General features: G+C 54.7%; 22 protein-coding genes. 11 read left to right on the forward strand and 11 right to left on the reverse strand.

What is annotated here, in order from left to right; translation table 11 throughout:
• The first annotated feature begins 123 nt into the window (after positions 1–123).
• On the forward strand, positions 124–1,443 hold the full coding sequence (locus tag KQI26_RS00970) for an MATE family efflux transporter (protein ID WP_216502773.1): 1,320 nt from the start codon (positions 124–126) through the stop codon (positions 1,441–1,443).
• A 338-nt stretch (positions 1,444–1,781) separates the two neighbouring features.
• Here KQI26_RS00970 and KQI26_RS00975 read toward each other — a convergent pair whose 3' ends face one another.
• Both KQI26_RS00975 and KQI26_RS00980 read right to left on the reverse strand, forming a co-directional pair.
• Positions 1,782–3,059, reverse strand: a complete 1,278-nt coding sequence (locus tag KQI26_RS00975) for a M24 family metallopeptidase (RefSeq protein ID WP_118746442.1) — start codon at positions 3,057–3,059, stop codon at positions 1,782–1,784.
• On the reverse strand, positions 3,059–3,796 hold the full coding sequence (locus KQI26_RS00980) for an acyl-[acyl-carrier-protein] thioesterase (protein ID WP_216502774.1): 738 nt from the start codon (positions 3,794–3,796) through the stop codon (positions 3,059–3,061). The genes KQI26_RS00975 and KQI26_RS00980 overlap by 1 nt, the downstream gene beginning before the upstream one ends.
• Before the next feature lie 146 nt (positions 3,797–3,942).
• Between KQI26_RS00980 and KQI26_RS00985 the strand changes: the two genes are divergently transcribed.
• Both KQI26_RS00985 and KQI26_RS00990 read left to right on the forward strand, forming a co-directional pair.
• Positions 3,943–4,371, forward strand: a complete 429-nt coding sequence (locus KQI26_RS00985; RefSeq protein WP_216502775.1) for a GNAT family N-acetyltransferase — start codon at positions 3,943–3,945, stop codon at positions 4,369–4,371.
• Positions 4,368–5,327: a DUF3658 domain-containing protein gene (locus KQI26_RS00990; protein ID WP_216502776.1), complete on the forward strand. Its 960-nt coding sequence runs from the start codon at positions 4,368–4,370 to the stop codon at positions 5,325–5,327. Before KQI26_RS00985 ends, KQI26_RS00990 begins: the two co-directional genes overlap by 4 nt.
• A 16-nt stretch (positions 5,328–5,343) precedes the next feature.
• Here KQI26_RS00990 and KQI26_RS00995 read toward each other — a convergent pair whose 3' ends face one another.
• The gene (locus KQI26_RS00995) at positions 5,344–6,669 is read right to left on the reverse strand and encodes an S-layer homology domain-containing protein (RefSeq protein ID WP_216502777.1); all 1,326 of its coding nucleotides are present in this window, start codon (positions 6,667–6,669) and stop codon (positions 5,344–5,346) included.
• A gap of 555 nt (positions 6,670–7,224) precedes the next feature.
• Between KQI26_RS00995 and KQI26_RS01000 the strand changes: the two genes are divergently transcribed.
• Together KQI26_RS01000 and KQI26_RS01005 are read left to right on the forward strand one after the other, a co-directional pair.
• The gene (locus KQI26_RS01000; RefSeq protein WP_216502778.1) at positions 7,225–8,163 is read left to right on the forward strand and encodes a DUF6273 domain-containing protein; all 939 of its coding nucleotides are present in this window, start codon (positions 7,225–7,227) and stop codon (positions 8,161–8,163) included.
• Positions 8,164–8,189: 26 nt separating this feature from the next.
• Positions 8,190–8,459, forward strand: a complete 270-nt coding sequence (locus KQI26_RS01005; RefSeq protein ID WP_216502779.1) for a hypothetical protein — start codon at positions 8,190–8,192, stop codon at positions 8,457–8,459.
• A gap of 315 nt (positions 8,460–8,774) precedes the next feature.
• On the opposite strand, the gene KQI26_RS01010 is transcribed toward KQI26_RS01005, so the two are convergent.
• The 3 genes from KQI26_RS01010 to KQI26_RS01020 form a co-directional block, all read right to left on the reverse strand.
• Positions 8,775–10,367: an amidohydrolase gene (locus KQI26_RS01010; protein ID WP_216502780.1), complete on the reverse strand. Its 1,593-nt coding sequence runs from the start codon at positions 10,365–10,367 to the stop codon at positions 8,775–8,777.
• A 29-nt stretch (positions 10,368–10,396) separates the two neighbouring features.
• Positions 10,397–11,149, reverse strand: coding sequence for an exodeoxyribonuclease III (locus KQI26_RS01015; RefSeq protein WP_118746437.1), 753 nt, complete (start codon positions 11,147–11,149; stop codon positions 10,397–10,399).
• 176 nt (positions 11,150–11,325) lie between these two features.
• Positions 11,326–12,171 carry a DegV family protein gene (locus KQI26_RS01020; protein WP_216502781.1) on the reverse strand — a complete coding sequence of 282 codons (846 nt, stop codon included), beginning with the start codon at positions 12,169–12,171 and terminating at the stop codon, positions 11,326–11,328.
• 256 nt (positions 12,172–12,427) lie between these two features.
• Between KQI26_RS01020 and hrcA the strand changes: the two genes are divergently transcribed.
• The 4 genes from hrcA (at position 12,428) to dnaJ (ending at position 17,211) form a co-directional block, all read left to right on the forward strand.
• On the forward strand, positions 12,428–13,489 hold the full coding sequence (gene hrcA / locus KQI26_RS01025; RefSeq protein ID WP_216502782.1) for a heat-inducible transcriptional repressor HrcA: 1,062 nt from the start codon (positions 12,428–12,430) through the stop codon (positions 13,487–13,489).
• A 42-nt stretch (positions 13,490–13,531) separates the two neighbouring features.
• On the forward strand, positions 13,532–14,071 hold the full coding sequence (locus tag KQI26_RS01030; protein ID WP_243423185.1) for a nucleotide exchange factor GrpE: 540 nt from the start codon (positions 13,532–13,534) through the stop codon (positions 14,069–14,071).
• An 85-nt stretch (positions 14,072–14,156) separates the two neighbouring features.
• Positions 14,157–15,998, forward strand: coding sequence for a molecular chaperone DnaK (dnaK, locus tag KQI26_RS01035; RefSeq protein WP_216502783.1), 1,842 nt, complete (start codon positions 14,157–14,159; stop codon positions 15,996–15,998).
• Positions 15,999–16,074: 76 nt separating this feature from the next.
• Complete coding sequence (gene dnaJ, locus KQI26_RS01040; RefSeq protein WP_216502784.1) at positions 16,075–17,211, forward strand: molecular chaperone DnaJ; 1,137 nt, start codon at positions 16,075–16,077, stop codon at positions 17,209–17,211.
• An 89-nt stretch (positions 17,212–17,300) separates the two neighbouring features.
• Here dnaJ and KQI26_RS15480 read toward each other — a convergent pair whose 3' ends face one another.
• From KQI26_RS15480 to KQI26_RS01060, 4 genes are all read right to left on the reverse strand, one after another.
• A complete protein-coding gene (locus KQI26_RS15480; RefSeq protein WP_371744039.1) occupies positions 17,301–17,900 on the reverse strand; it encodes an Ltp family lipoprotein in 600 nt (199 codons plus the stop codon).
• A gap of 23 nt (positions 17,901–17,923) precedes the next feature.
• Entirely contained in the window at positions 17,924–18,907 is a 984-nt protein-coding gene (locus KQI26_RS01050) for an SPFH domain-containing protein (protein WP_216502786.1), read from the reverse strand.
• 14 nt (positions 18,908–18,921) lie between these two features.
• Positions 18,922–19,311 carry a TM2 domain-containing protein gene (locus tag KQI26_RS01055; RefSeq protein ID WP_216502787.1) on the reverse strand — a complete coding sequence of 130 codons (390 nt, stop codon included), beginning with the start codon at positions 19,309–19,311 and terminating at the stop codon, positions 18,922–18,924.
• 206 nt (positions 19,312–19,517) lie between these two features.
• The gene (locus tag KQI26_RS01060) at positions 19,518–20,123 is read right to left on the reverse strand and encodes a recombinase family protein (RefSeq protein ID WP_216502788.1); all 606 of its coding nucleotides are present in this window, start codon (positions 20,121–20,123) and stop codon (positions 19,518–19,520) included.
• A 219-nt stretch (positions 20,124–20,342) separates the two neighbouring features.
• Between KQI26_RS01060 and KQI26_RS01065 the strand changes: the two genes are divergently transcribed.
• Both KQI26_RS01065 and KQI26_RS01070 read left to right on the forward strand, forming a co-directional pair.
• The gene (locus KQI26_RS01065) at positions 20,343–21,983 is read left to right on the forward strand and encodes a peptidoglycan DD-metalloendopeptidase family protein (protein WP_216502789.1); all 1,641 of its coding nucleotides are present in this window, start codon (positions 20,343–20,345) and stop codon (positions 21,981–21,983) included.
• 73 nt (positions 21,984–22,056) lie between these two features.
• The gene (locus KQI26_RS01070; protein ID WP_216502790.1) at positions 22,057–22,860 is read left to right on the forward strand and encodes a hypothetical protein; all 804 of its coding nucleotides are present in this window, start codon (positions 22,057–22,059) and stop codon (positions 22,858–22,860) included.
• Between the two features lie 64 nt (positions 22,861–22,924).
• On the opposite strand, the gene KQI26_RS01075 is transcribed toward KQI26_RS01070, so the two are convergent.
• Positions 22,925–23,797: a substrate-binding domain-containing protein gene (locus tag KQI26_RS01075; RefSeq protein WP_216502791.1), complete on the reverse strand. Its 873-nt coding sequence runs from the start codon at positions 23,795–23,797 to the stop codon at positions 22,925–22,927.
• Positions 23,798–23,891: the final 94 nt, after the last annotated feature.

Below are 23,891 nucleotides of genomic sequence, written 5' to 3' on the forward strand. Positions count from 1 at the left end.
CAATGAAACAAAAGGCAGGCCTCCATCGCCGGATGGGGGCTATGGACGCCAGGCTTTCCATCGTAGGCCGTTGAAGATGGAAAGCTCTGGCGTCCTTTTTTTGCAAACGATGGAGGGAAATCTATGGACAAACACAGTGCAGGGAAGGAGTTTGCCCGGTATGCCAGCCTGAATATGCTGGGGATGCTGGGGATCTCCTGTTATATCCTGGCGGACACCTTCTTCATTTCCCGGGCCACCGGGGCCCAGGGACTGGCCGCCCTCAACCTGGCGTTGCCGGTTTACAGCCTGATCCACGGTCTGGGGCTGATGCTGGGCATGGGCGGCGGCATCCGTTATTCCATTGGCCGTGGACAGGGAGACCGGCAAAGCGGCGACGGCGCTTTTACCCAGGCATTGTGCCTAGCCCTTTTCCTGGGGGTGCTTTTTTCCCTCACCGGCCTCATGTTTGCCCGGCCCTTGGCCCAGGCTTTGGGCGCCCAGGGGAAAGTGCTGGAAATGAGCAGCTCCTATCTCCGGGTGCTCATGGTCTTTGCCCCGGCCTTTATGCTCAACGATGTCTTTACCTGTTTTGTGCGCAATGACGGCGATCCCCGCCGGGCTATGGCCGCCATGCTGGGCGGGAGCCTGTCCAACATTGTTTTGGATTACATCTTCATTTTCCCCTGCGGCCTGGGGATGTTCGGCGCCGCTTTGGCCACCGGCGCGGCCCCTTTGATCGGCATCGCCATTCTGTCTCCCCACTGGCTGAGCAAAAAGAGCGGCTTCCGCTTTTGCTGGCAGGAAGGGAAGCGGGCCCCGCTTTTGCAAATGGTTTTGCTGGGCATTCCTTCCCTGGTTCCTGAAATCTCCTCCGGTGTAGTCATTGCCGTGTTCAACACCATCCTTCTGTCTCTCCAGGGGGATGTGGCGGTGGCGGCCTACGGAGTGGTGGCCAATCTGTCCCTGGTGGCGGTGGCTGTGCTTACCGGCCTTTCCCAGGGAATGCAGCCCATCCTCAGCCGGGCCTATGGCGCGCAGGACAAGGAAAACCTGCGTCATGTTCTTTTCCTGGGGCTTGTTTGGTCCCTTGCAGCTGCCATGCTGATGGAAGCGGTGCTCACCTTGGGCGCCCAGCCTCTTACCGCGGTGTTCAACAGCGAAGGGAATGCTCTTTTGCAGCAAATGGCCTCCTTTGGGCTGCGGCTCTATTTTATCGCCCTGGCTTTTGTGGGCATCAACACGGTGGCCGCCACCTATTTTGCCGCCACCCAGCGTGCTATGCCGGCCCATATGATCTCCCTGTCCCGGGGACTTGTACTTATCGTACCCATAGCCTTTTTGCTCTCCAAACTGTGGGACCTCACCGGAGTCTGGCTCACTTTTCCCGTCACCGAAGGGCTGGTGGTCCTCTTTTCCGTCACTTTGCTGTGGAAAAATCGAAGCAAACTTAAGAATTCTTAAACGAATCTACTGTAAAAATGAAAACAGGGTATTCTCTCCCTTGCTTTGCTATGACATAGAACCAGTTTAAAGAAGAGGAAAACTCCTTTTCCGTGTCTGAAAACTGGCTCCATGAACACAAAATCGCGTCATCGCTGCAAGGAGGTACCCTTTTGATACATCATTCTACTTTGGGACTGGTCGCTCCCATTTTCCCCGCTGGTCCAAAAATCCCGGCTTCTGAAATGCCCTATCATCCATCCAATCCTGGAAAAAAGCCTGCTATCGCCGCAAATGGGAATATCTTTTCAGATTCGCTTTTTGATAATCTAAAAGCAGGGAACTCTTTATCCTTTTTGTTATATTATAATAAGTTTCTCCTGATGGTGATAAACATACTCACAGGTTTCTCCGATGTGCACATCCTCCTCCAGACTGATACGCACCACCTGGTCATTCCACTCAGGCACCTTTCCCCGCACATTCAGCTCCAAAGCGTGGCTGGAATGGAGGCCCACCGGATATTCTCCCCGAGGATAGATACTGTCCTGGTAGTCATAACGGCCAATGATGGGGCCGGGGCCATGGCCGAACACGCCCAGACCGTGACAATAAAGCTGGGGACACAGGCCCTCTGCCTTGCCCTGATCCACTGCTTTGTGGAACACCTGATTTCCCGGCGTACCAGAGAGGAAATGGCTGCGGGTGATTTCCTGAAACCGGCCGCACTGGGAGAAAAGCTGCTCCAGGCCCTGGGGCGGGGTAGTTTCACCAGGACGCCGCACATAGGCCATCCACTGTTTGTCGGTGAGCACCGGAATGTATTTCAGCATGACGCCGATGTCACAATGGAGCAGATCGCCCGGCTGAATGACTCCTTCATTAGAAAGGCTCTCCAGCCCCTGGCGCTGCAGATCCACATCGGGGCCAAACCAGAAGTCCAGTTGACAGGCAGCCATCACATGGCGCATAAACCACTCCACATCCTGAGTGGTGGTCTGGCCTGGGACGATCACATCCGGGGAATAGGCGGCCTTGATGATGTCCTCGGTGACCTCCACCAGAGTTTCCATCACTTTGTGTTCTCCCGCTGTCATGGTCTCCAGGAAGCGGGTAGACAGTCTCCCTGCCGAGCACAGCCGGTTTCTCCAAGGGGCGGGCAGCTCTTCTTCCAGCATCTGATACAATCCGGCGGAAAGGCCGTCGCAGAAACCGCCGGCCTGGGGCGCCATATTGACGCCGATCTGCTGAGGATCGTACTGTTTGAACAGCCGGGCAAGGCCCTGGCACAGGGTTTCATCCCCTTCTTTGGAGGGGGTGTAGAACTTGGCCATCACCTGGGAAGGCATCCCCCAGCTGAGTGCACGCACCTGATCCCCTTGCCGGAAAAACAGCAGGGCGGTCTGGCGGCGGGCGGTGCGCCGGTCCCAGGTCATCAGGGCCTTCATGGCCGGGTCCTCGTTGTTCTCCTGGGCCAGCACCAGCCAGCAGTCCAGCCCGGTCTCTTTCATCAGATCGGGCAGCAGGGTCAAACGCTCTCCCAGCAGCTTTTCCTCCAGGGCCGCCTGCTTTTCCAGCGGCAGCAGCCCCCGGCTTTCCAGCTTTTCCAGAATACGGGCGATCACGGGATGATCCATCACGATTCCTCCTTCTCTTTTTCTCCCAGGGTGACGCTGGCTTCAAAACAGCGCCGCCCTCCTTTCTTACCGCAAATATAATAGGTATCTTCTCCGGTTTTTCCCAGGAAAAGTTCCATGGTTTCTCCCAGCCGCAGCTCCTCATGATAGGAAATGGCCATGCGGCGGATGGGACGCTGACACAAAACCTCCGGCGGCAGCACATCGCAAACCAGATCGGCGTAACAGGCGTTGTTCAGATGCCCATTCCGGTCGGTGCGGGAATAGGCGGCAGTGTACTCCCCGGCGGGCTCAAGCTCGGTGCTCCGGGGGATGGACAGATCCAGGGTGCGATTTACTTCCTCTGAAAAGGGGAAGTAAAGCGCTTCGGGATGGGTGCGAAGAATATGCCGCTGCTTCACATCGATGAGCACCCACCGGGCGTCCACCCGGCAGACCTCCCGGCCTTCGGCATCGGTGATGGTGGTAAAGCGGCGATACACCGCCCGCTGGGGAACGGCAGGCTCGGTGACAAGGCGTAGGCGGCTCCCGGCGGTGATGGGATGGACATATTCCAAAGCCAGTTTGGCCATGACGAAAGCCGTGCCGGTTTCCTGGAATCGGTCTGCGGTCAGGCCTTCGGCATCACAGTGGTCGGTGCTAACCTGCTGCACATGGCGGAGAATGGCTCCCACCGGCCATTCATCGTGGATATCACATTCATATTGCTGCGCAATGATTTCTTTTTGGTATGACATGACAGAACTCCTTTGTGCAAAGGGCCCGTGGCCCAGTCTGATGCCATTATACTCTTTTTTCTCCCCCAGGGCAAACGGCTTGTCAGCAAAAGGGGAGCAGGATATAATAAAGAAAAACACGCCCCCAAGGAAAAAGGAGAACAATTATGGAAGAAATCGCCATTGTCCAAGGGCTTGAAAATGCCCCTCTGGCTCGGCCCATCCGGGAGGAGATCTTTTTGCAGGAGCAGGGCTTCAGCACGGAATTTGACGAAGAAGAGGAGCGGGCCTGGCACCTGCTTTTGTTTTTGGATGGTGAGGCGGTGGCCACCGGCCGTCTCTTCCCCAAGGACGGGGAAGATGGAGTCTATGTAATGGGCCGGGTGGCGGTGCGCAAGCCCTACCGCGGCCGCCATCTGGGCCAAAAGGTGGTACGGGCCTTGGAGGAAAAGGCCCAGCAGATGGGAGGAAAGGGCATCTATCTGGGCGCCCAGACCCATGCCCAAACCTTTTATGAACAGCTGGGCTACCATCCCTGTGGGGAAATTTTTTATGATGAGCACTGCCCCCACATCCCCATGGAAAAGTCCCTATGAGCAGCCTGGAAGCGGTATTTTCTGAAAGCGCCGCAGGAACCCTGGCCTATGCCATGGCCGCTTCAGGGAAGGACCACACCCTGGCCAGTGCCATCGGTGTGATCTGTTCCCCAGAGGAAGAGCCCCTTTCTCCCGTGGAACAGGAATCTTTGCTCCATAGGGAAAAAGCAAGGCAGCAGGCTTTGTGGAAAAAGGCCATTCCGCTGGCAGGAGACCGGCAGAACATCTGCCCGCTCTCCCTGTTCCTTACCCTAGGGGAAATTGACGAAGAGGGGATCGGCCCCAAACGGCAAAAGGTCCTTTCCCGCCTTATGGATATTTTCCCCCAGGGGAAAGAGGCCGCCGAAGAGCTGACCCTCCAGAACCAGAAAAGCCTATGCGCCCTGGAAGAAGGCGCCAAATCCGGCCAACCCATCCGGGTATGGGTCAGCCAGAATCCAGAGGAGCTTTGCACTTTCCACTGGCTGATGGGGCGTCTGGAACCCTTTTCTCCCCAGGTGGATGTGGTATGGCTGCCCCCGTTTCTCCCCGGAGAAGAACAGCCTTTCATCCCCACCGGCTGGGGCGAAGTGCCGCCCTGGCTCTGGGGAGCACTCTCTCAAAAAACAGAAGCGCTGGAACCCTGGCAAGTGGCGGCCTTTTCCCGGAAGTGGAAAGCGCTGAAAAGAGAAAATGCCTCATTGCGAGGTGTCATCGCCGGGCAGATTTTCAGCCTGCCGGAAGATTTTTACGATAGCTTTCTCCGCCAGGAGCTTTTGAAACTGCCAGAGCAATTCCCAGAGGCCGTCCTCATCGGCCGGCTGCTGGGCCAATACCCCATAGGGATGGGGGATGCCTTTTGGGCCCTGCGTCTGGAAGAGTGGATCGCCCAGGGCCGCCTGGAGCCTTTGACCGCGCCGGAAGAGGGGAGCCCCCTCTATCATCGTATGCTGACAAAAAAAGAGCAGAGCCGCTGATGGCTCTGCTCTTTTTTTACTCTTCTGCTTGAGGGAGATAGGACAAAGTCAGGTAATCCTCATCCAGGCACACCGCTGCCCGAGCCCCTTCCTTTTGGAACAAAATCCCTTCCCGGCCATCCAGCAAAATGGTTTCACCGGTATCTTCATAACCGGCGCTTTTCAAGGCATCCTGCACCCACTGGCTGGCCCCAGCGGGCAAAAGGCCAGCGTCATACCACTCGGTAGGGCAGCTCTGACCCTCCGGCCCTGTCAGCGGCAAAAACCGGGAGGGAGCCATCCCTCTTGTGGAAAAGAGCATCCGGCACCCCAAAGCCTGGCAGAAGGAGGCATAGTTTTCCGCCCCTCCGGTATGCTGCAGCAGCCCTGCGGTGAGGGAGGGAAGACCGGTATCCCCTTCCTTTTCACGAAGCACCACCAGCAAGCACTGGCTTCCCCGCAAATCGGCAAAAAGGAAGGACCATACTCCATCTTCCCGACTTTCCTCCACCAGGGTATATTGCTGGTAGGTCATCACCTGCTCATATTCCTTCAGGCCCTTTTCCAACTTCTCTTCCTCCCAGCTCGTCAGAGTATGACGGTACAGGGACAAAGGCCGTCCTTCGTATTCTCCCTGGCCCGAGACCTGGCTGTTTTCCACCACAGGGAAAAACTCTGCGGCCTGAGGAATGGTGCGTGCTTCCCCATAGGCAGACAGCCCCTCCACCGACACGGTGAGAAGAGGCAGGACCCGCTGGAACATCACGGCGGCCTGAGCACGGGACAGGGGGTAATCCGGCCGGAACAACCCGTCGGAATAGCCCTGGATCAAGCCGATCTCCACGGCCTTTTCACAATAGTACCGGTCTTCTGCATCCAAAGAGGCCAAATCGGGAAAACCGCTGTCCGCCCAATTTTTCGAGGGAGTAAAGCCCAGCAGCCGCAGAAGCATCCGCACCATCTCCAGCCGGGTGAGGTTTTGGTTGGGGCCGTAGTTTGTCCCGTAATCCTCCGGCTCTATGATCTCTTCGATCAACAGCTGGCGCACATATTTGGCCGACCAATGGCCTTGCAAATCGGCAAAATCACCTTTTCCCGTCTGGGGCAGGGTATAGGGCAGCTGGCCCACGGCCTGGGCGGTCATTTTGGCGCCTTCCCCCCGCTTGACCCAGTCTCCCGGCCGGAAGGTTCCATCGGGAAAGCCGCCGATCAGCCCCCGCTGGGCCATTTCCTCCACTGCCGGTGCAAACCACTGATCCTGCACATCAGAAAAGGCCCCATGGCTTCCCCGGGGCAAGAAGGGCAGAAGCAGACACACCGCCAGCAAAAAGGCCGGCAGTCTTTTCCCTCTATTTCTTCCCATCTGGTCATTCCTCCTGTTTCAAAACTTCCCTTATGATATCATAAAATGCCAAAAAAGAAAACGCCCCGGCTTAGCGGGGTGTTCGTAAGACGGTGTTAGCCCAATAACATGAAATCCTATTCCGTGCGGCTGGTATGGCCTTGCCCTGCCGCGCTGGTTAGTTAAACTTTTCATGTGCTTGGATAGTTTTAGAACGTCAACGAGGTTTACAAACTGCTCCTTGGTAATAGCATCGTAGTCAATACCGGATGTTGTGAGGTAGATCCTGGCCTGTTTCTTCGCATCGCTTCCCTCAAATTCTGCAAGAAAATCACGCTGAAAGAAGCGGCTAATACCTGCAATATGCCCCGGTTGGCACAGTCTACAGAAAAGCAAGAAAATTTGAAAATGTGGCTTAAACAAAACTTGCTCTGAATTTGCAAATGCCTACTTTTATGAACCGACAAAACGGCACAAATTAGGACTGAGCTTTTGCCTTCTGACCTTGAAAAACGGCGGAATTTAGAATATAATATAATCATCGTGGTAAATAGTAATAAATGGAGGAAAGAGAAAATGAAGCGATTATGTGCATTTTTATTAGCGGTGGCGATGTTGTTATCGCTTGTGGGCTGCGGGGATCAGACAACGCCGATGTCCGAATCTGAACAGTCAGAAGCAGAGGAACCAGTGACAGAAGAACCTGTGACAGACGAACCTGCGAAGGAAGAAAAGGCGACCTACAAGATTGGTGATATTGTCGATTTTGGTGCTTACAAATGGAGAGTATTAGATGTCCAGGACAGCAAAGCCCTGCTCTTGACCGATGAGATCATTGCGCTGGACTATATCAACATTACGGAAGAAGCCAAAGAAGCCATAGACAGCGTAGCTGCAAAACACCCAAATTCGTATAATAAACTATCCGATTATGAAGGTTGGACTGTTTTTACAGATGACAAAGTTTTCCCCGAGGGGGATTCTTTTTATGATAATTGGAGTAATCTGCTTAAAGAAAACTCTGGTTCGGAATTGCTGAAACCTTCTGCCTTGCGCGAGTCTGTAAATTGGGCAGATTGCAGTTTGCGAAATAAGCTAAACAGCGAGATGCCGTTTTCCGATGAAGAGTGGGTGCAGATCATTGAGACAGAGGTCATTGATCCCGCTGGAAACGGAGAAGTGACGTACGACAAGGTGTTTCTGCTTTCCACCGAGCAGGTTGAGCATTACTTTCCGAGAATCGAAGATCGCGGTGCAAAAGGAACAGGGTTATCCGATGAGATGCTTCTGTGTTGTCTAAAAAACCTTCATGTAGTTGGTCAGCTTTCCGGTACATTAGCGGAATTTGTTCTTGACCTGCCAAATGGGGGAGACTTTTATTGGTGGACTATCGGAGAAAATTCATACGACCTTTTAGGTGTCCATACCGGAGCAGAGGAAAAAATAAATGCGGTCGCCCCTGCTATTTCAATAGCCGGCATTCGACCTGCGATTTGGGTCTCTACCGAAGCATAATCAATTTTATAGGAGAGTAGTACACCATGAGAGATAGGTTCAAAGAATACTTGATCTTACAAGGCTACAAAACGGTCACACCAAGCGGAAAACCAAGCACCGTGAGCGACTATCTGAAACGGATTGACAAGGTCTGCGAGTATGAACACATGACCTACGAGGTTCTTGCGTCCAACATTGATCACATCGTATCGGAATATGATGTTGGAGGCCCAAAAGAGGCTCTTGGAAAGGTATCTCATAACTCAGTAATCAATGCCCTACGCAGGCTTCAAGAATTTTCCAGTGACAGATAGAAAGATTATTACGCAAGATAAAAGACGGCAGATGAACAATCTCCGAGATCCTACTATGGCGCACTTCTATACAGGCTGACGCCTGTATGTGCGCTCTGCGAGGCTGACAGCCCGGACATCTGAATGTCCGGGCTGTTTTGCGTCACTCCGTTCCGAACAAGGGGCTGCACCCCTTGCGCTGCTTGCGCAGCTATCCCAGCGCACTTTGTGATTTGCGCAATTTGCTGAAGGAAACAGCACAAATCACAAAGTTGTCACCATTTTTTGATTTTGCAGTTTTACGACCACCCACCTTTCCGCCGGGGCGCTGCTTTATCATTCGGCCTGCCAGAGGGTGAAGCCCTCTTTGATGGTGGAAAGCACCTTGATGTCTTTCAGCTCCATGGGGTCCACCTTCAACGGATCTTGGCCCACGATCATCAGATCGGCCCATTTGCCCTCTTCCAGGGAACCCTTGGTCTTTTCTTCGAAATACTGATAGGCCCCGTTGATGGTCACGGCCTTCAGGGCCTCCAGCACCGGGATGCGTTCGCCTTCTCCCATAATGACGCCGCCCTTGCTCTGACGGCACACGGCGCACCATACGGTGTGCCACATATCAGGGGGCACCACCGGGGCGTCCTGATGGAAAGTGAAGAGCACGCCCTTTTCCAACGCGGTGTGAGTAGGGCTGATGGCCATGGCCCGTTCATCCCCGAAGTTCTTCCGGTGCACATCGCCCCAATAATAGGTATGCGCCACAAAGAAGGAAGCGATCATCTGCAAAGCGGCCATCCGTTCCAGCTGATCGGGCCGGACGGTCTGGGCGTGGACCATCACCGGGCGGATGGACTCCTTCTGACGGCAGGCGCCCAGGGCTTTTTCATAGGCGTCGATAAACTGCTGGGATGCTGCGTCGCCATTGCAATGGGCCAGAAGCTGCACCCCCCGGCGAAGGGCCGTGGCACAGAATTCCTCCACCGCCTGATCGGTATAGATGGAATAGCCCTTATAGCCTTCCTTGCCTCCCAAATAGGGCTTCGTCATCCAGGCGGTGCGGCCTTGAGGCGATCCGTCCAAAAAGATCTTGTAGCCTCCCAGCCGCAGATTCCGCTGATAAGTGCGGTACTGGGCGTATTGATCCAGCAGTTCCTCGTTGTTTTTCAGATCGGCATAGGCCACCACATCCATTTCCAGCAGACCGCTTTTGGCGGCATTGGCCAAAAACTCAAAATCGGCCTGGCCCACTTTGCCGTCCTGACAGGTGGTGATACCGTTGCGAAGATAGACCTGCTGGGCCTTTTTCAGATTGTCCAGCCGTTGCTGTTGGGTGGGCTTGGGGATCTGCCGGGTGCGCTGGATCAGGGCGTTTTCCTCCAGATAGCCGGTGAGGTTGCCCTCTTCGTCCCGGCCAATGCGCCCTCCCGGAGGATCGGAGGCATTGCAGCTGATGGACAGCTCCCGCAGGCCTAAGGCGTTGGCCACCCCCATGTGCCCCGAAGAATGGGTGATGAGCACCGGGTGATCCCCCACCAGGGCATCCAGCTGCTTTGCGGTGGGATGGCAGCCGCCGGGCAGATCGTTGTGATCATAGCCCGAGCCGATGATCCACTTTCCCGCTTCCAGATTGTTTTCCTCTGCCCACTGGTGCAGCCGCTCTCCAATCTCTTCCACGCTCTGGCAACCGGAAAGATTGGCATAGTTCATGGCATCGGCCACATGGGACAGATGGCTGTGGGCATCGATAAAGGCCGGCATCAGCGTCCGCCCCTTGAGATCCACCCGCTCTGCCCCCTCTTCGGCCATGCTCTCCGCCGTTTTGAGGTCTCCGCAGAACACGATCTTGCTGCGGCGCACCAGGAGAGCTTCGGCGTAAAGAGGCTCGGCCATGGTAAGGATAGGGCCGCCATAATAAAGAATATCCTTCAATTTCGTTCACTCCTTTGCTGGGAAAAGCCCTAGGCCAGCTCCAAAAGCACCGGGCAATGGTCACTGCCCAGCACCTGGGAATGGATCTCCGCTGTTTCAATCCGGTCTTTCAGCTCTTCCGATGTGAGAAAATAGTCAATACGCCATCCGGCGTTGTTCTGCCGGGCGTTGAACATGTAACTCCACCAGGAATAGGCGCCCACGACATCGGGGTGGAGGAAACGGAAGGAATCCACAAATCCGCTTTCCAGAAGCTCAGTCATCTTCTGCCGCTCCTCCGGGGTGAAACCGGCGTTTTTCACATTGGTGCGAGGATTTTTCAAATCGATCTCCTTGTGGGCCACATTCATGTCCCCGCATACCACCACCGGCTGCTGCTCTTTGAGACGGAGCAGATAGTCCCGGAAGGCATCTTCCCATTCCATCCGGTAGGGAAGGCGCGTCAGCCCCCGCTGGGAGTTGGGGGTATACACATTCACCAGGAAAAACTCCGGAAACCGGCAGGTGATGACCCGGCCCTCGGTGTCATGCTCCGGCAGCCCCAGGCCGTAAGTTACATCCAGGGGTTCTTCTTTGGTAAAGACCGCCGTGCCGGAATAGCCCTTCTTTTCGGCGCTGTTCCAATATTGAAAATAGCCGGGGGTGTCCACTTCTGCCTGTTCTTTCTGCATCTTGGTCTCCTGGATGCAGAAGATATCGGCCTTGCTTTCCTTAAAATAGTCCAAAAATCCTTTTCCCAAGCAGGCCCGCAGGCCGTTGACATTCCATGAGATCAGGCGCATAGGCTTTTTCTCCTTTCCCGGCGGCAAAGCCGCTCCTCTCGGTTTTCTTATTATAGCACAGGAACGAGAAGGATTTTCTGGAATTCAAAGAATGTTCACAGAAATATTTGGACAAAATTTTTATGAGTGAGCAAAAGAAAAGCCCGGCAAAATTTTGCCGGGCTGGAATATTCTTTTTAATAGGCCAGAATCAAGCCCCGGTCTCCTGCATAGAAGGAGGCCAGGCCCCGCATTTCCAGCACGCTGATCTTGGCAAACTGATACCGGCGCTGGCAGGCCTTGCTCAGCATTTCGGCGTCTTCCGGGTTGTTGCACTGGCTGATCACCAGATGCCGTCCCATGGTCTCGCCCCGTTCGCCCACCATCTCCACCATCCGGTTGAGGGCCTGGGTCATGCCCCGCACCTTCTGATAGACCTTGATGTTGCCGTCGCCGTCCTCGCCGCAAAGAGGATGGATGTTGAGCATGGTGGCCATCATCCCCACCACCCGGTTCATCCGCCCGGCGCTGACCAGGGTCTCCAGCGAACCGATGAGGAAATAGAGGGTGTGGCCCTTGCGGAATTCCTCGATCTTTTCCACGATCTCCTCAAAAGGCAGGCCCTCCCGGCACAATTCGGCCAGCTTGAACACCATCAGGGCCATGCCGGAAGAAGCGCTTTTGGAATCCACCACATGGATCTTCACATCGGGATTTTCCGCCCGGGCCATGTCGGCTGCCATGCAGGCGGTGGAATAGGAAGCGCTGAGCCGGGAGGAAATGGTGACCACGAAGATCTCTTCGGCGCCCTGCATCTCCTTGAGATAGGCAGCCGGGGAGGGACAGGAAGAGCTCCACTGACCCTTGATCTCCCGGGGTTTTTCCACGAAATACCGGGCCGGGGTGGGGTCCAGATCCAGATAAGACAAACCGCCGGGGCCGTTGATGGACATGGGGACCACTCCATATTCAAAAGCGGTCTCCCCAGCGAAAAAGGCCTGGGTCACATCGGAAGAACTGTCGGAGATGATTTTGTATTTCATGGGAAACGCCTCCTGCAAAAAAGGATTGATAAAATTCCGCTTGTTTGTTATTTGAGTATACACGAATCTAGTTATAAATACAAGATGTCCCGGATGCTCTGTGAAAAAATTTAAAATCCTCCCCTCATTTGAAACGAATTTGTGAACTTGATTTTCAGTCCTTGACATTTTGAAAGTTTGTGATAGGATTGAATTAGCACTCGAGGATGAAGAGTGCTAACACACCGTAAGGCAATCAGAAAAGGCGGTGTTTTGGATGGACCTGTCGGAGCGCAAGAGGAAGATCCTCAAAGCGATCATTGAAAACTATATCGAAACCGCAGAGCCGGTGGGCAGCAAGCTGCTGGCCGCCGAGGCCAAGGGCTCGGTTTCGTCGGCCACCATCCGCAACGAGATGAGCGAGCTGGAGGAAATGGGCTACATCGAAAAGCCCCACACCTCCGCCGGGCGGGTGCCCTCTCCTCTGGGCTACCGGCTGTATGTGGATGAGCTGATGAACCGCTGCCGCACCACAGCCCGGGAAATCGAGCAAATGCGAAGTGCGCTGGAAAGCAAGATCCAGGAGCTGGACGACACCATGGAAGAGGCTTCGGCCATTCTTTCTGAGCTCACCGGCCAACCCACCGTTTCCCTTTCTTCCCGCCACAATCGCCGCCAGGTCAAGCGCCTGGAGCTCATCCCCATCGCCGAAAGCGACTACGCTTTGGTGGCGGTGACAGTGCCCCCGGCGGTGAACAATAAGGTGGTGCATCTTTCCCAGGCGTTGGAGCCGGAGGAGATCGACGCCTTCTGCCGGGCCGCAAACCTGGTTTTAGCAAAAGAGGGCGGTTCTTTGCGGCTGGAGGAGCTGGGGCAGTCGGTGCTGTCTGGTTCCCCCCTTTATCAGCTCATCGCCCAGGCAGCGGAATTTGTATGGCAGATCGAGCAGCCTTCCGATTCCTGTGACATGGTGGTCAAAGGCGTCTCCCGGCTGCTGGGCAATCCGGAATATTACGATGCCCAGAAGGCTCAGCCCTTGCTGGAGCTTTTGGGTGACAAGGAAAAGGTATTCGGCCTGGCCCGGGATTATAAACCCCAGATGCTCAACATCCGCATCGGGCCGGAAAACGGCCAGGGGCCCATGGAGGATGCCAGCTTCGTCTTTACCTCCTACGATCTGGGGGAGGATGTAAGCGGCATCATCGGGGTCATCGGCCCCACCCGCATGGATTACAGCAAAATCGCCTCCCGGCTGCTGCTTCTCAGCCGGACGCTGGGAGGACTGATGCCCATCCGTTTCCCTCTGGAACAGACCGGGCCGGATAAAAAAGACCAATAAACAGCAAACAACGAGCCCATAAGGGCAGATAGGCGGAACAGCATGGACAACATGGAAAAAGAAAAGGAAACACAGCAGACAGAAGCTGAACAGGAAGAGTGCTCCTGTCCGGAATGTCAGCAGGCCCCGGAGGCAGAATGTGCCCAACCCAAAGAGGACTGGAAGGAGCAGTATCAGCAGCTGAACGACAAATATATTAGGGTGCTGGCGGAATATGATAATTACCGCAAGCGTTCCCAGAAGGAGCGGGACAGCGTCTTTTCCGATGCTCAAGCCATGACGGTGGAAAAACTTCTGCCGGTTCTGGACAATCTGGACCGGGCACTGGAACAGAAATGCGCCGACGAAGAATACCAGAAGGGCGTGGAGCTGATCGCCAAACAGTTCAAAGAGGCCTTGGAAAAGATGGGTGTCACCGAGATTGCCGCCCAGGACCAGCCCTTTGATCCCCGCTTCCACGACGCCGTCATGCACATCGAGCAGGAGGGTCTGCCGGAAAACACCGTTTCCCTGGTGATGCGCAAAGGCTACATCATGGGAGAAAAGGTCATCCGCCACGCCATGGTGCAGGTGGCCAATTAAAAAGCCCCTTTTCAATATGTCAAAAAGGCACTGCCTTTTTCATAACAAAGTCAAAATAAACTCATATAGTTTGGAGGAATACACTATGTCTAAAATCATCGGTATCGACCTTGGTACAACCAACTCTTGTGTGTCCGTCATCGAAGGCGGCGAACCCAATGTGATCCCCAACGCCGAAGGCGCCCGGACCACTCCGTCCGTTGTTGCATTTTCCAAAACCGGCGAGCGCATGGTAGGCCAGGTGGCCAAGCGCCAGGCCGTCACCAACCCCGACCGCACCATCATCTCCATCAAGCGTGAGATGGGCTCCGATCACAAAGTCCATATCGACGGCAAGGATTATTCTCCCCAGGAGATTTCCGCTATGATCCTCCAGAAGCTGAAGGCCGACGCCGAAAGCTATCTGGGCTCCCCTGTGACCCAGGCGGTCATCACCGTACCGGCCTACTTCACCGACAGCCAGCGCCAGGCTACAAAGGACGCCGGCAAGATCGCCGGTCTGGAAGTGCTGCGTATCATCAACGAGCCCACCGCTGCGGCCCTGGCCTATGGCGTGGACAAGGAAACCGAGCAGAAGGTCATGGTGTATGACCTGGGCGGCGGCACCTTCGATGTGTCCATCCTGAACATCGGCGACGGCACCGTGGAAGTGCTGGCCACCGCCGGCAACAACCGTCTGGGCGGCGACGACTTCGACCAGCGGATCATCGACTGGATCGTCTCCGAGTTCAAGAAGGAGCAGGGCGTGGACCTGTCCGGCGACCGGATGGCTATGCAGCGCTTGAAGGAAGCTGCCGAAAAGGCCAAGATCGAGCTGAGCGGCATGCTCAATGCCAACATCAACCTGCCCTATATCACCGCCGATGCCACCGGCTCCAAGCATCTGGACATGACCCTGTCCCGGGCCAAGTTCAATGAGCTGACCGCCGATCTGGTGGAAGCCACCACGGGCCCCGTGAAGCAGGCCATGTCCGACGCCGGCCTGAGCGCCAATGATCTGGCTAAGGTGCTGCTGGTGGGCGGCTCCACCCGTATCCCCGCCGTGCAGGATGCCGTCAAGAGCATCACCGGCAAGGACCCCTTCAAGGGCATCAACCCCGATGAATGTGTGGCTATGGGCGCTGCCATCCAGGGCGGCGTGCTGGGCGGCGAGGTCAAGGACCTGCTGCTGCTGGATGTCACCCCCCTGTCCCTGGGCATCGAAACCCTGGGCGGCGTGTGCACCCGGATCATCGAGCGCAACACCACCATTCCTATCACAAAGAAGCAGGTCTTCTCCACCGCCGCCGACGGCCAGACCTCAGTTGAGGTCCATGTGCTCCAGGGCGAACGGGAGATGGCCGCAGACAATAAAACTCTGGGCCGGTTCCATCTGGACGGCATCCCTGCCGCTCCCCGGGGCGTGCCTCAGATCGAAGTGACCTTTGACATCGACGCCAACGGCATCGTCAATGTGTCCGCCAAGGATCTGGGCACCGGCAAGGAGCAGAAGATCACCATCACTTCTTCCACCAACCTGTCCAAGGAAGACATCGACAAGGCTGTGAAGGAAGCCGAGCAGTTTGCCGAGCAGGACAAGAAGCGTCACGAAGAGATCGACATCCGCAACAACGCGGAGAACCTGGTCTATTCCACCGAAAAGAGTCTGAAGGACCTGGGCGACAAGGTGACCGACGAAGAGAAGAAGCCCATCGAAGAGCAGATGGAAAAGGTGAAGGAAGCTCTGAAGGGCGAGAATGTGGAAACCATCAAGCAGGAGACCGAAGAGCTGACCAAGCGGTTCTATTCCATCGCCGAAAAGCTGTATAAGGACGCCGCTCCCCAGGAGGGCCAGCAGGCCGGGGCACAGTCTGATGCAAACAATGCCGACGGCAATGTGTATGACGCCGACTACAAAGTGGTTGACGAGGACGAAAACAACAAATAAGCAAGGGATGATAGCCTGTCGGGCGGCCGCAATGGCGGCCGCCTGACGGTGGTTTTGCCAAAGGAGAAAAAATTCTATGCCCGAAGAGAGAAGAGATCTCTACGAAGTGCTGGGCCTGCAGCGGGGCGCTTCGGAGGATGAGATCAAAAAAGCATACCGCAAGCTGGCAAAAAAATATCACCCGGATTTGAACCCCGGCGACAAGACCGCCGAGGAAAAGATGAAAGAAGTCAACGCCGCCTATGAGATCCTCTCCGACCCGGAGAAAAAGGCCCGGTACGACCAGTTCGGCCATGCCGGGGTAGACCCCTCCTATGGGGCCGGGGCCGGATATGGCGGCCAGTACACAGGGTTTGAAGATTTTGACCTGGGAAGCATTTTTGACAGCTTTTTCGGCGGCTCTCAGCAGGCCCGCCGCACCGGTCCCCGCCGTGGGGAAAACATCCAGGTCAGCCTGAATCTGAGCTTTGAGGAAGCGGCCTTCGGCTGCGAAAAGAAGATCACCTTGAACCGTGTGGAAAAGTGTCCTGACTGCAACGGCTCGGGAGCCAAGCCGGGCACTTCTGCCGAGACCTGCCCCGACTGCCACGGCACCGGCCAGGTCAAGACCACCCAGCGCACGGTGTTCGGCGTCTTTTCTTCCTCCAGCCCCTGTCCCCGCTGCCGGGGCACAGGCAAGATCATCAAGGAGCCCTGCGGCACCTGTCATGGGGCGGGTACTGTGCGGAAAAGCCGCACCCTCACCGTCAAGATCCCGGCGGGCATCGACCATGGCCAGACCATCTCCATGCGTGGGGAAGGGCATATGGGCCAGAACGGCGGCCCGGCGGGGGATGTATACATCACCGTCAGCGTCAAGCCCCATCCGCTGTTCAAGCGCCGTGGGCAGGATGTGATGATCGAAATGCCGGTGACCTTTGTCCAGGCCACTCTGGGCGCCGAGCTGATCGTGCCCACCATTGACGGCAAGATCTCTTACAATATGCCGGAAGGCACCCAGCCGGACACCATTTTCCGCTTGAAGGGGAAGGGCATTCCCAATGTGAATGGCCGGGGCCGGGGCGATCAGTTTGTCAAAGTGAAGATCGAGATCCCCCACAACCTGACCAGCGAGCAAAAGGACATTCTGCGCCGCTTCGACGACAGCGCCGAGGAGGCCCAATACAAGGAGAAAAAAGGCTTCTTCGAAAAAATGAAAGACCTGTTCAAATAACCGGGTAAACAAAGGGCCTGGGACGGAATCCGTCCCAGGCCCTTTTGTTGTTGCGTGGTTTATCAACATTACCATAAAATGGCTACTGTCTAATTCAGATTATCTACAGCATATTGTGCCTCTTCTGCGGTAAACTTCTCTCCATATTCCGAAACCAACTGATCATAAATCGCATCAGGGGACATACTCATCATATCTTGATAGTCCTTTGCTTTGGCCAAAGCATTAGCATTCCAGTCTGCAACAAGATTTTCCATTGCATATTGCGCCGCTTCTTCTGAAAACTTTTCACCATATTCTGATACCAGTTGATCATAAATTGCAGCCTTTGACATATGCATCATATCACTATACATCTCTGCTTTTTTTAAAGCTGATTTATATTCAGTAGGTATGCTATTCTCTTTTGGTGCATCATTTGAAGTCTCTTTTTCCGTTTTCTCAGATGTTTTGGATGATGTAGTATCAGAATCAGAAGAAGTCACCGGATTGCTCTTATCGTCGGAAAACTCTGTTTTCGGATTACTGCTTGCAGCCACACCAACTACTATAAATACTGCAACAACCCAGAACCACCATTTTTTGTATATCGGCTTTTTATTTTTTGCCCCGCATGACGGACATACCGTTGCTTTCTCTGGAAGTGGGTTGCCGCAATTTTTGCATACACTGATTTTGGACTTTTTCACCATTACTCTCTCCTTTTTAACAGTTATGACCGTTTTTCTAAAATTGTTTTCTTTTGTGCATCAAACTCATCTTGCGTCAATATGCCTTCGTCTAACAATTCCTTCAATTCCCGCAACAGCTCCACCACGCTCTTGGATGCAGCTGGATTTACAGTTTCCTGAATCCCCTGGGCCATTGTGTTTCCCAAAGCCACGCCAGCTCCCAGCCCTGCCAGACCCCCCTCCTGTTTGGACGCATCCCGCATTGCTCTTGCGGTCTGATACTGCATAAAGGATGCCATATCCTGCTTTGCCATACCAATTCCGGATTGCTCGTCGATCAGCTTTTCAACCTCATCGGGCAGGGAGATATTTTCAATGATAATATCACTGAACTGCACACCCATTGCAGCAGCTTGTGCATTTAGTCGCTGCTGAAGCTCACTGGACAGCTTTCGGTATTCCGTGGCCAGATCAAGCACAGACATCTCGCTTTCGCCTACTGCGACGGAGAAAGTCTCTGTGACCATGGATGAAAGATATTCCACAATATCATAGGTCATCACAATTCCCTTTGTCCCAAATATCTCCCGCATAAACGCCGCAACATCAGTAATTCGAAAAGCAAACTTTCCAAAGGAACGGATACGAACCATATTAAAGTCCTTATCACGCTTCATAATCGGATTCTTGGTTGCCCATTTATTATCAATAAATTGTCTGGTGCTCACAAAATACACATCGGCAATTACCGGGGAAACGAATAAGTGGGGGAATGCTTTCAGACTGGACAACACCGGAAAGTTATTTGTTGTCAGCGAATAGGTTCCGGGCGGCAGAATATCGGCAAGTTTTCCGCCTTTCAGAAAAACGACGCTCTGGCTTTCCCGCACGATTACCTTGGAACCCTGTTTCAATTCGTTGTTTCCGCTTTCACGCTGATATTTGGAAACAATCAGCTTATGGCTCTCGTCTACATATTCAATTACATCAAGGAATTGATCTTTTACTGCATCCAACAGTCCCATATGTTCACCACCTCTTACTGACGCAGCGGCAAATCAAACTGATCTTTAAACGATCCGGCCACAATCAAAATGATGTCAATGACCCATCCAATCCCAAACAAGCCGGCTGTAAACAGGTAGAGGATTCCGGTTCCAATCTTCCCCACATAAAACCTGTGTGCACCAACCCCTCCTAAAAAGATACAAAGCAACAGTGCAACCATCTTATTTTTGCTACTGACTCCCGGCACTACAACTGGATTGGAAACGGTTTGATTATTGATGATAATCTGCGGTTGACCAGCAGGCTGACCTGACGGAGGTGCTATTGTTGTAGAATTGGAGACACTTTCTTCTTTGTACCCACAATATCCACAACTGCTATTTTCCATTGGTGCTCCGCACACCGGACATTTTGCTGCCATGGTTGATTCCTCTCCCCATCTTAAAAATTGGAAAATACTCCCGTTGAGAATATAAATGCAGAATGGTGTAGTTTTTGGTAAACTATCCAAGCTAAAAAAATCGCTAGACTTTTAGGCATTTCCAATATATAATAGTTTTCGACAGGAAGAAAATCCCGTTTTGCAAAAAGGTACACCTTTTTGTAAAAAAATTTGTTCTTATTTGATCATTTTTTGCCCCTCTCCCAATATTCCGCCCGGTAGCGGAAGGTGGAGAGGGGCATTTTGCATATTTTGGCGGCCTGAGTGCCGGTGATCTCGCCCTTTTTCCATTTGCCGAGCACCTCTTCAAACCCCGGCGGCAGGGGAGTGGCCGGTCGGCCCAGATGCACACCCCGGGCCTTGGCTGCGGCGATGCCCTCGGCCTGTCGCTGGCGGATATTGACCCGCTCGTTTTCCGCCACAAAAGACAATATTTGCAGCACGATATCGCTTAAAAAAGTGCCCATCAGGTCCTTGCCCCAACGGGTGTCCAGAAGGGGCATATCCAGCACCACAATGTCCACCCCTTTCTCTTTGGTCAGGATGCGCCACTGCTCCAGAATGTCCCCATAGCTCCGCCCCAGACGATCGATGCTCTTCACATAGAGCAGATCGTCTTTTTTCAGCTGCCGCACCATCCTTTCATACTGGGGCCGGTGAAAATCCTTGCCCGACTGTTTGTCCACAAACAGGTTTTCCTCTTTGATTTGCAGCCCCTTCAGGGCCAGCACCTGCCGCTCCTCATTCTGCTCTTTGGTGCTGACCCGGATGTATCCATAAATGTTCCCCATCCTGTTTTTGCTCCTTTCCGCCTGCTGTTTTCACCATGATAAACGCAGCGGGAAGTTCTTGTCGTAAAAATACGCAAAACGGCAACAATCTGCCGGTTCCCCTTGACAAACCGGGCGGTTTATATTATGATAAGACCTGTTACCGATTTGTAATTAAAACACACTGATTTGTAATCTTCGGATTTTTACTATCATTTCTCACGAAAGGAGGCCTGCTTCTTGAAGATCAAGAACATGGGATCTCTCAAAAGCATGGTCCGCCGACAGCAAGTCAAATGCAAGACCCATCTGGAGCGTTTGTGCCGCATCGGCGCCAATCGCCCCGGCGCCCAAAGCGGCAAGGAACTGATCCGCACCCTGGCTGGCAAAACCGTTCAAGCGGCAGACAGCCTGTTCCATCTGGCCGGTATGGCCGGCGTCATGGTGGGGGAAGGGCTGCAGAAGACCTTCGGCCGCACCGCCTCTCACCTGGCGCAGCAGGGCCATAGCGTCCTGGGCCGCCTGGAAGAAGCCCGCACCCAATATCTCCTCTCCGCCCGGAAGGAAAAGCGCAGCCGTGTGCCGGCCTGTGCCTTCCTGGCTACCGCCACCATCATGCTCTTCTCCGCCACCTATTTCGGCATCGGCGTGGAAGTGTGGCTGGACGGTCAGTCCCTGGGCTTTGTGTCCAGCAAAGAGGATATGGAAAAAATCATCGACAAGGTGGAAGAACGGACCGGCGGCTATCTGGGCCACCCTTATACCCTTTCCGCCGATCTGACATATTCTCTGGGCTATATGCAGCCTGACCGGCTGCTGGACGAAACAGAGGCCGAAGAAGCTCTGTTTGCCCAGGTGGAAGAGGTCTCCACCCAGTATGTGCTGTCGGTGGACGGCCAGGTCATCGGCGTCAACCCCAGCAAAACCGCTCTGGAACTGCTGAAGCAGCGGATGCTCTCGGCCCAGGTTGGTCAGGACGAAAACGCTCAGGCGGAATTCGTTCAGGATGTGACCATTGAACAGATGACTGTTCCCACCAGCGCGGTGGATTCTATCGATGAAATCGAACTGGCGCTCTCTGGCGAAAAAAGCGGCACCAAGGTTTATGCGGTGCAGCAGGGAGACACCCTCAGCCAGATCGCCGAAAATTACGGCATGACCCTGGAGCAGGTGCAAGGGCTCAACCCCCACATCGACCCGGCCCGCATCCATGTGGGCGAGGAGATCACCCTCCAGAACAGCGAGCCTCTGCTGTCGGTGAAAAAGACCACCACAGTGGAATACACCCAGGAAATCGCCTATGAAAGCGAAGTCCAGTACAGCGAAGAGCTGTATGAAAACGAAAGCAAGATCGTCACCGAAGGCCAGAACGGCGTCGCTCAGGTGATGGCCAATGTGGTCAGCATCGACGGCGTGGAGCAGGAACGCACCATCCAGAACTGGGAGGTCGTTCAGCAGCCTCAGAACGAGGTGAAGGTGGTTGGCACCAAGGAGAAGCCCACCACATCCTCCAAGGGTTACTTCATCCAGCCTTTCCGCGGCATTCTCACCTCTCCCTATGGCTACCGCAGCCGTGGTTTCCACACTGGTGTGGACTGGGCCGGCACCAAGGGCAGCCCGGTGGTGGCCGCTGACGGCGGTACCGTGATCCAGGCCGGCTGGAACGGTGGCTATGGCTATTGTGTCATCATCGACCACGGCAATGGCCTCCAGACCCTCTACGCTCACAACAGCGCGCTGCTGGTGCGGGTAGGGGAGAAGGTAGCCCAGGGCCAGCAGATCGCCAAGCTGGGCTCTACCGGCAACAGCACAGGCCCCCATTGCCATTGGGAAGTGCGGGTCAACGGCTCTCCGGTGAACCCCATGCCCTATCTCTCCTAGCATCCTTTCTTGAAAAATCAAAACGGACGCCTTCCCGGCGTCCGTTTTTTGTCATTCCATGGAGGTTATACCGATGCAAACAGCACCAAACAAAGAAATCCTGCGGCAACAGATGGAGGAGCGCATCTGGCGCTTTCTCTTGTCTTTTCGGGAAGAACATCAGCTGCCGCCCCTTTGGCGGCGGCCCCTCATCGGCTTTGCCTCAACAGACCACCCTGGCTTTCTCCGGCTGCGCCGGGCCGTGCTGCCGGACCATGCTTTGCCCCAGGAGATCCTTCCCGGCTGCCGCACAGCTGTGGTGTGTTTTCTTCCCTTTTCCCTGGAGGTAATAAAGAGCAACCGGGAAGGACGCTATGCCTCCCCTCTGTGGGTGATGGCCTACCAGCGCTCGGCTCAGGCCCTGGCCCCTGTGGGCCAACTGATTCAGGCCATCGCTGAAGAGGAGGGCTTCCGGGCCGTCATTCCCACTGACACCGGCTACGCCGCCCCCGGCCTTTACAAAAGCCGCTGGTCCCACCGGCATATCGCCTTCCTGGCCGGCCTGGGCACCTTTGGAAAGCACAACCTGCTCATCACCTCCAAAGGCTGCTGCGGCTACTATACCTCGCTAGTGACCACCCTGCCCCTGGCTGGAGACCCCATCCCTGCAAAGCCCGCCTGCCTTTTTTACCAGGGAAAAGACTGTGGCCTATGCATCAAACAATGCGTGGGCGGCGCTTTGACAAAGGAAGGCTTCTGCCGGGAAAAGTGCTATGCCCTGTGCATGGAAAACCAGCCGATACAGCAAAAACGAGGTCTGGCCCTTCCCGCCGATGCCTGTGGCAAATGCGCCGTTTGTCTGCCTTGCTCCTTTGCTTCTCCCCATGCGGAGACATAGCAGGAAGGCCGCCGAGAAGTTCTCGGCGGCCTTTTTATGGGAGGTTTCTGGTTTTTGGTTTTGCTTACTTCACATCGGCCCAGGAAGTGATCTCACCGGTGTAGATACCCTTGATGGAATCGGTGGAAATGTCATCCAGGCTGTTGTCCTTGTTCACCACGATGGCGATGCCGTCCATGGCGATCTGAGCGGCTGTCAGTTCAGACAGCTCGCTGTCCTTCAGTTCACGGGAAGCCATGCCGATGTCGCAGGTTCCTTCAATGGCACCAGACATACCGGCGCTGGAGTCGCTCTGCTGGATCTCAATGGTGGCATTGGGGTTGACCTTCTCATAGGCCTCCTGGAGCTTCTCCATGATGGGAGTGACGGAGGAGGAACCGGCTACCACGATCTTGCCTTCGGGCTGAGTGCCTTCGAAAGCGGGAGCGGCATCATCCACGGGGATGTAACCGTCGGCCACCACTTCCTGGCCTTCCTTGCTCATGGTGAAGTTGATGAAGTCCTGGGCCACCGGGCTGGGATCGCCCTTTGTAGCGATGTTAAAGGGACGGGCCACTTTATAAGAACCATTCTTCACATTCTCTGCGCTGGCTTCGGCGCCGTCCACCTTCAGGGCCTTGACAGTGTCATTGAGAGAACCCAGGGAGATATAGCCGATGGCACCCGGATTGCCGCTGACCTGAGTCATCACAGCTTCGGTCTGGTTGGCTACCACAGCCTCTTCGGTGGTCTTGTCTTCGCCGTCCTCTTCCACACCGGTCAGCTCCACAAAGGCGCTGCGGGTGCCGGAACCATCCTCACGGGTGACTACGGTGATGGCATCATCGCCGCCGTCGTCGCTATTGCCGGCCACATTGCCGTCCTGAGCGCAGCCAGACAGCAGGGAAGCGGTCATCAGACCAGCCAGAATCAAAGAAAGTTTCTGTTTTGTGTTCATTTCAGTTTCACCTTTCGTTCTGTAAAATTCATTCCGTCTTTTCGTTACGGCCATATAGTAAAACAAGTTTGTAAAGTCGTAAGCCGCTGGAAGT

Source organism: Intestinimonas sp. MSJ-38 (assembly GCF_018917925.1).
In the GTDB taxonomy this organism is placed as follows: Bacteria; Bacillota; Clostridia; order Oscillospirales; family Butyricicoccaceae; genus Pseudobutyricicoccus.

What these genes read in the sequence shown, in the direction of transcription:
- KQI26_RS00970 (WP_216502773.1), top strand. Translation starts at nt 124, where the DNA reads ATGGACAAACACAGTGCAGGGAAGGAGTTTGCCCGGTATGCCAGCCTG.
- KQI26_RS00975 (WP_118746442.1), bottom strand. Translation starts at nt 3,059, where the DNA reads ATGGATCATCCCGTGATCGCCCGTATTCTGGAAAAGCTGGAAAGCCGG.
- KQI26_RS00980 (WP_216502774.1), bottom strand. Translation starts at nt 3,796, where the DNA reads ATGTCATACCAAAAAGAAATCATTGCGCAGCAATATGAATGTGATATC.
- KQI26_RS00985 (WP_216502775.1), top strand. Translation starts at nt 3,943, where the DNA reads ATGGAAGAAATCGCCATTGTCCAAGGGCTTGAAAATGCCCCTCTGGCT.
- KQI26_RS00990 (WP_216502776.1), top strand. Translation starts at nt 4,368, where the DNA reads ATGAGCAGCCTGGAAGCGGTATTTTCTGAAAGCGCCGCAGGAACCCTG.
- KQI26_RS00995 (WP_216502777.1), bottom strand. Translation starts at nt 6,669, where the DNA reads ATGGGAAGAAATAGAGGGAAAAGACTGCCGGCCTTTTTGCTGGCGGTG.
- KQI26_RS01000 (WP_216502778.1), top strand. Translation starts at nt 7,225, where the DNA reads ATGAAGCGATTATGTGCATTTTTATTAGCGGTGGCGATGTTGTTATCG.
- KQI26_RS01005 (WP_216502779.1), top strand. Translation starts at nt 8,190, where the DNA reads ATGAGAGATAGGTTCAAAGAATACTTGATCTTACAAGGCTACAAAACG.
- KQI26_RS01015 (WP_118746437.1), bottom strand. Translation starts at nt 11,149, where the DNA reads ATGCGCCTGATCTCATGGAATGTCAACGGCCTGCGGGCCTGCTTGGGA.
- KQI26_RS01020 (WP_216502781.1), bottom strand. Translation starts at nt 12,171, where the DNA reads ATGAAATACAAAATCATCTCCGACAGTTCTTCCGATGTGACCCAGGCC.
- hrcA (WP_216502782.1), top strand. Translation starts at nt 12,428, where the DNA reads ATGGACCTGTCGGAGCGCAAGAGGAAGATCCTCAAAGCGATCATTGAA.
- KQI26_RS01030 (WP_243423185.1), top strand. Translation starts at nt 13,532, where the DNA reads ATGGACAACATGGAAAAAGAAAAGGAAACACAGCAGACAGAAGCTGAA.
- dnaK (WP_216502783.1), top strand. Translation starts at nt 14,157, where the DNA reads ATGTCTAAAATCATCGGTATCGACCTTGGTACAACCAACTCTTGTGTG.
- dnaJ (WP_216502784.1), top strand. Translation starts at nt 16,075, where the DNA reads ATGCCCGAAGAGAGAAGAGATCTCTACGAAGTGCTGGGCCTGCAGCGG.
- KQI26_RS01050 (WP_216502786.1), bottom strand. Translation starts at nt 18,907, where the DNA reads ATGGGACTGTTGGATGCAGTAAAAGATCAATTCCTTGATGTAATTGAA.
- KQI26_RS01055 (WP_216502787.1), bottom strand. Translation starts at nt 19,311, where the DNA reads ATGGCAGCAAAATGTCCGGTGTGCGGAGCACCAATGGAAAATAGCAGT.
- KQI26_RS01060 (WP_216502788.1), bottom strand. Translation starts at nt 20,123, where the DNA reads ATGGGGAACATTTATGGATACATCCGGGTCAGCACCAAAGAGCAGAAT.
- KQI26_RS01070 (WP_216502790.1), top strand. Translation starts at nt 22,057, where the DNA reads ATGCAAACAGCACCAAACAAAGAAATCCTGCGGCAACAGATGGAGGAG.
- KQI26_RS01075 (WP_216502791.1), bottom strand. Translation starts at nt 23,797, where the DNA reads ATGAACACAAAACAGAAACTTTCTTTGATTCTGGCTGGTCTGATGACC.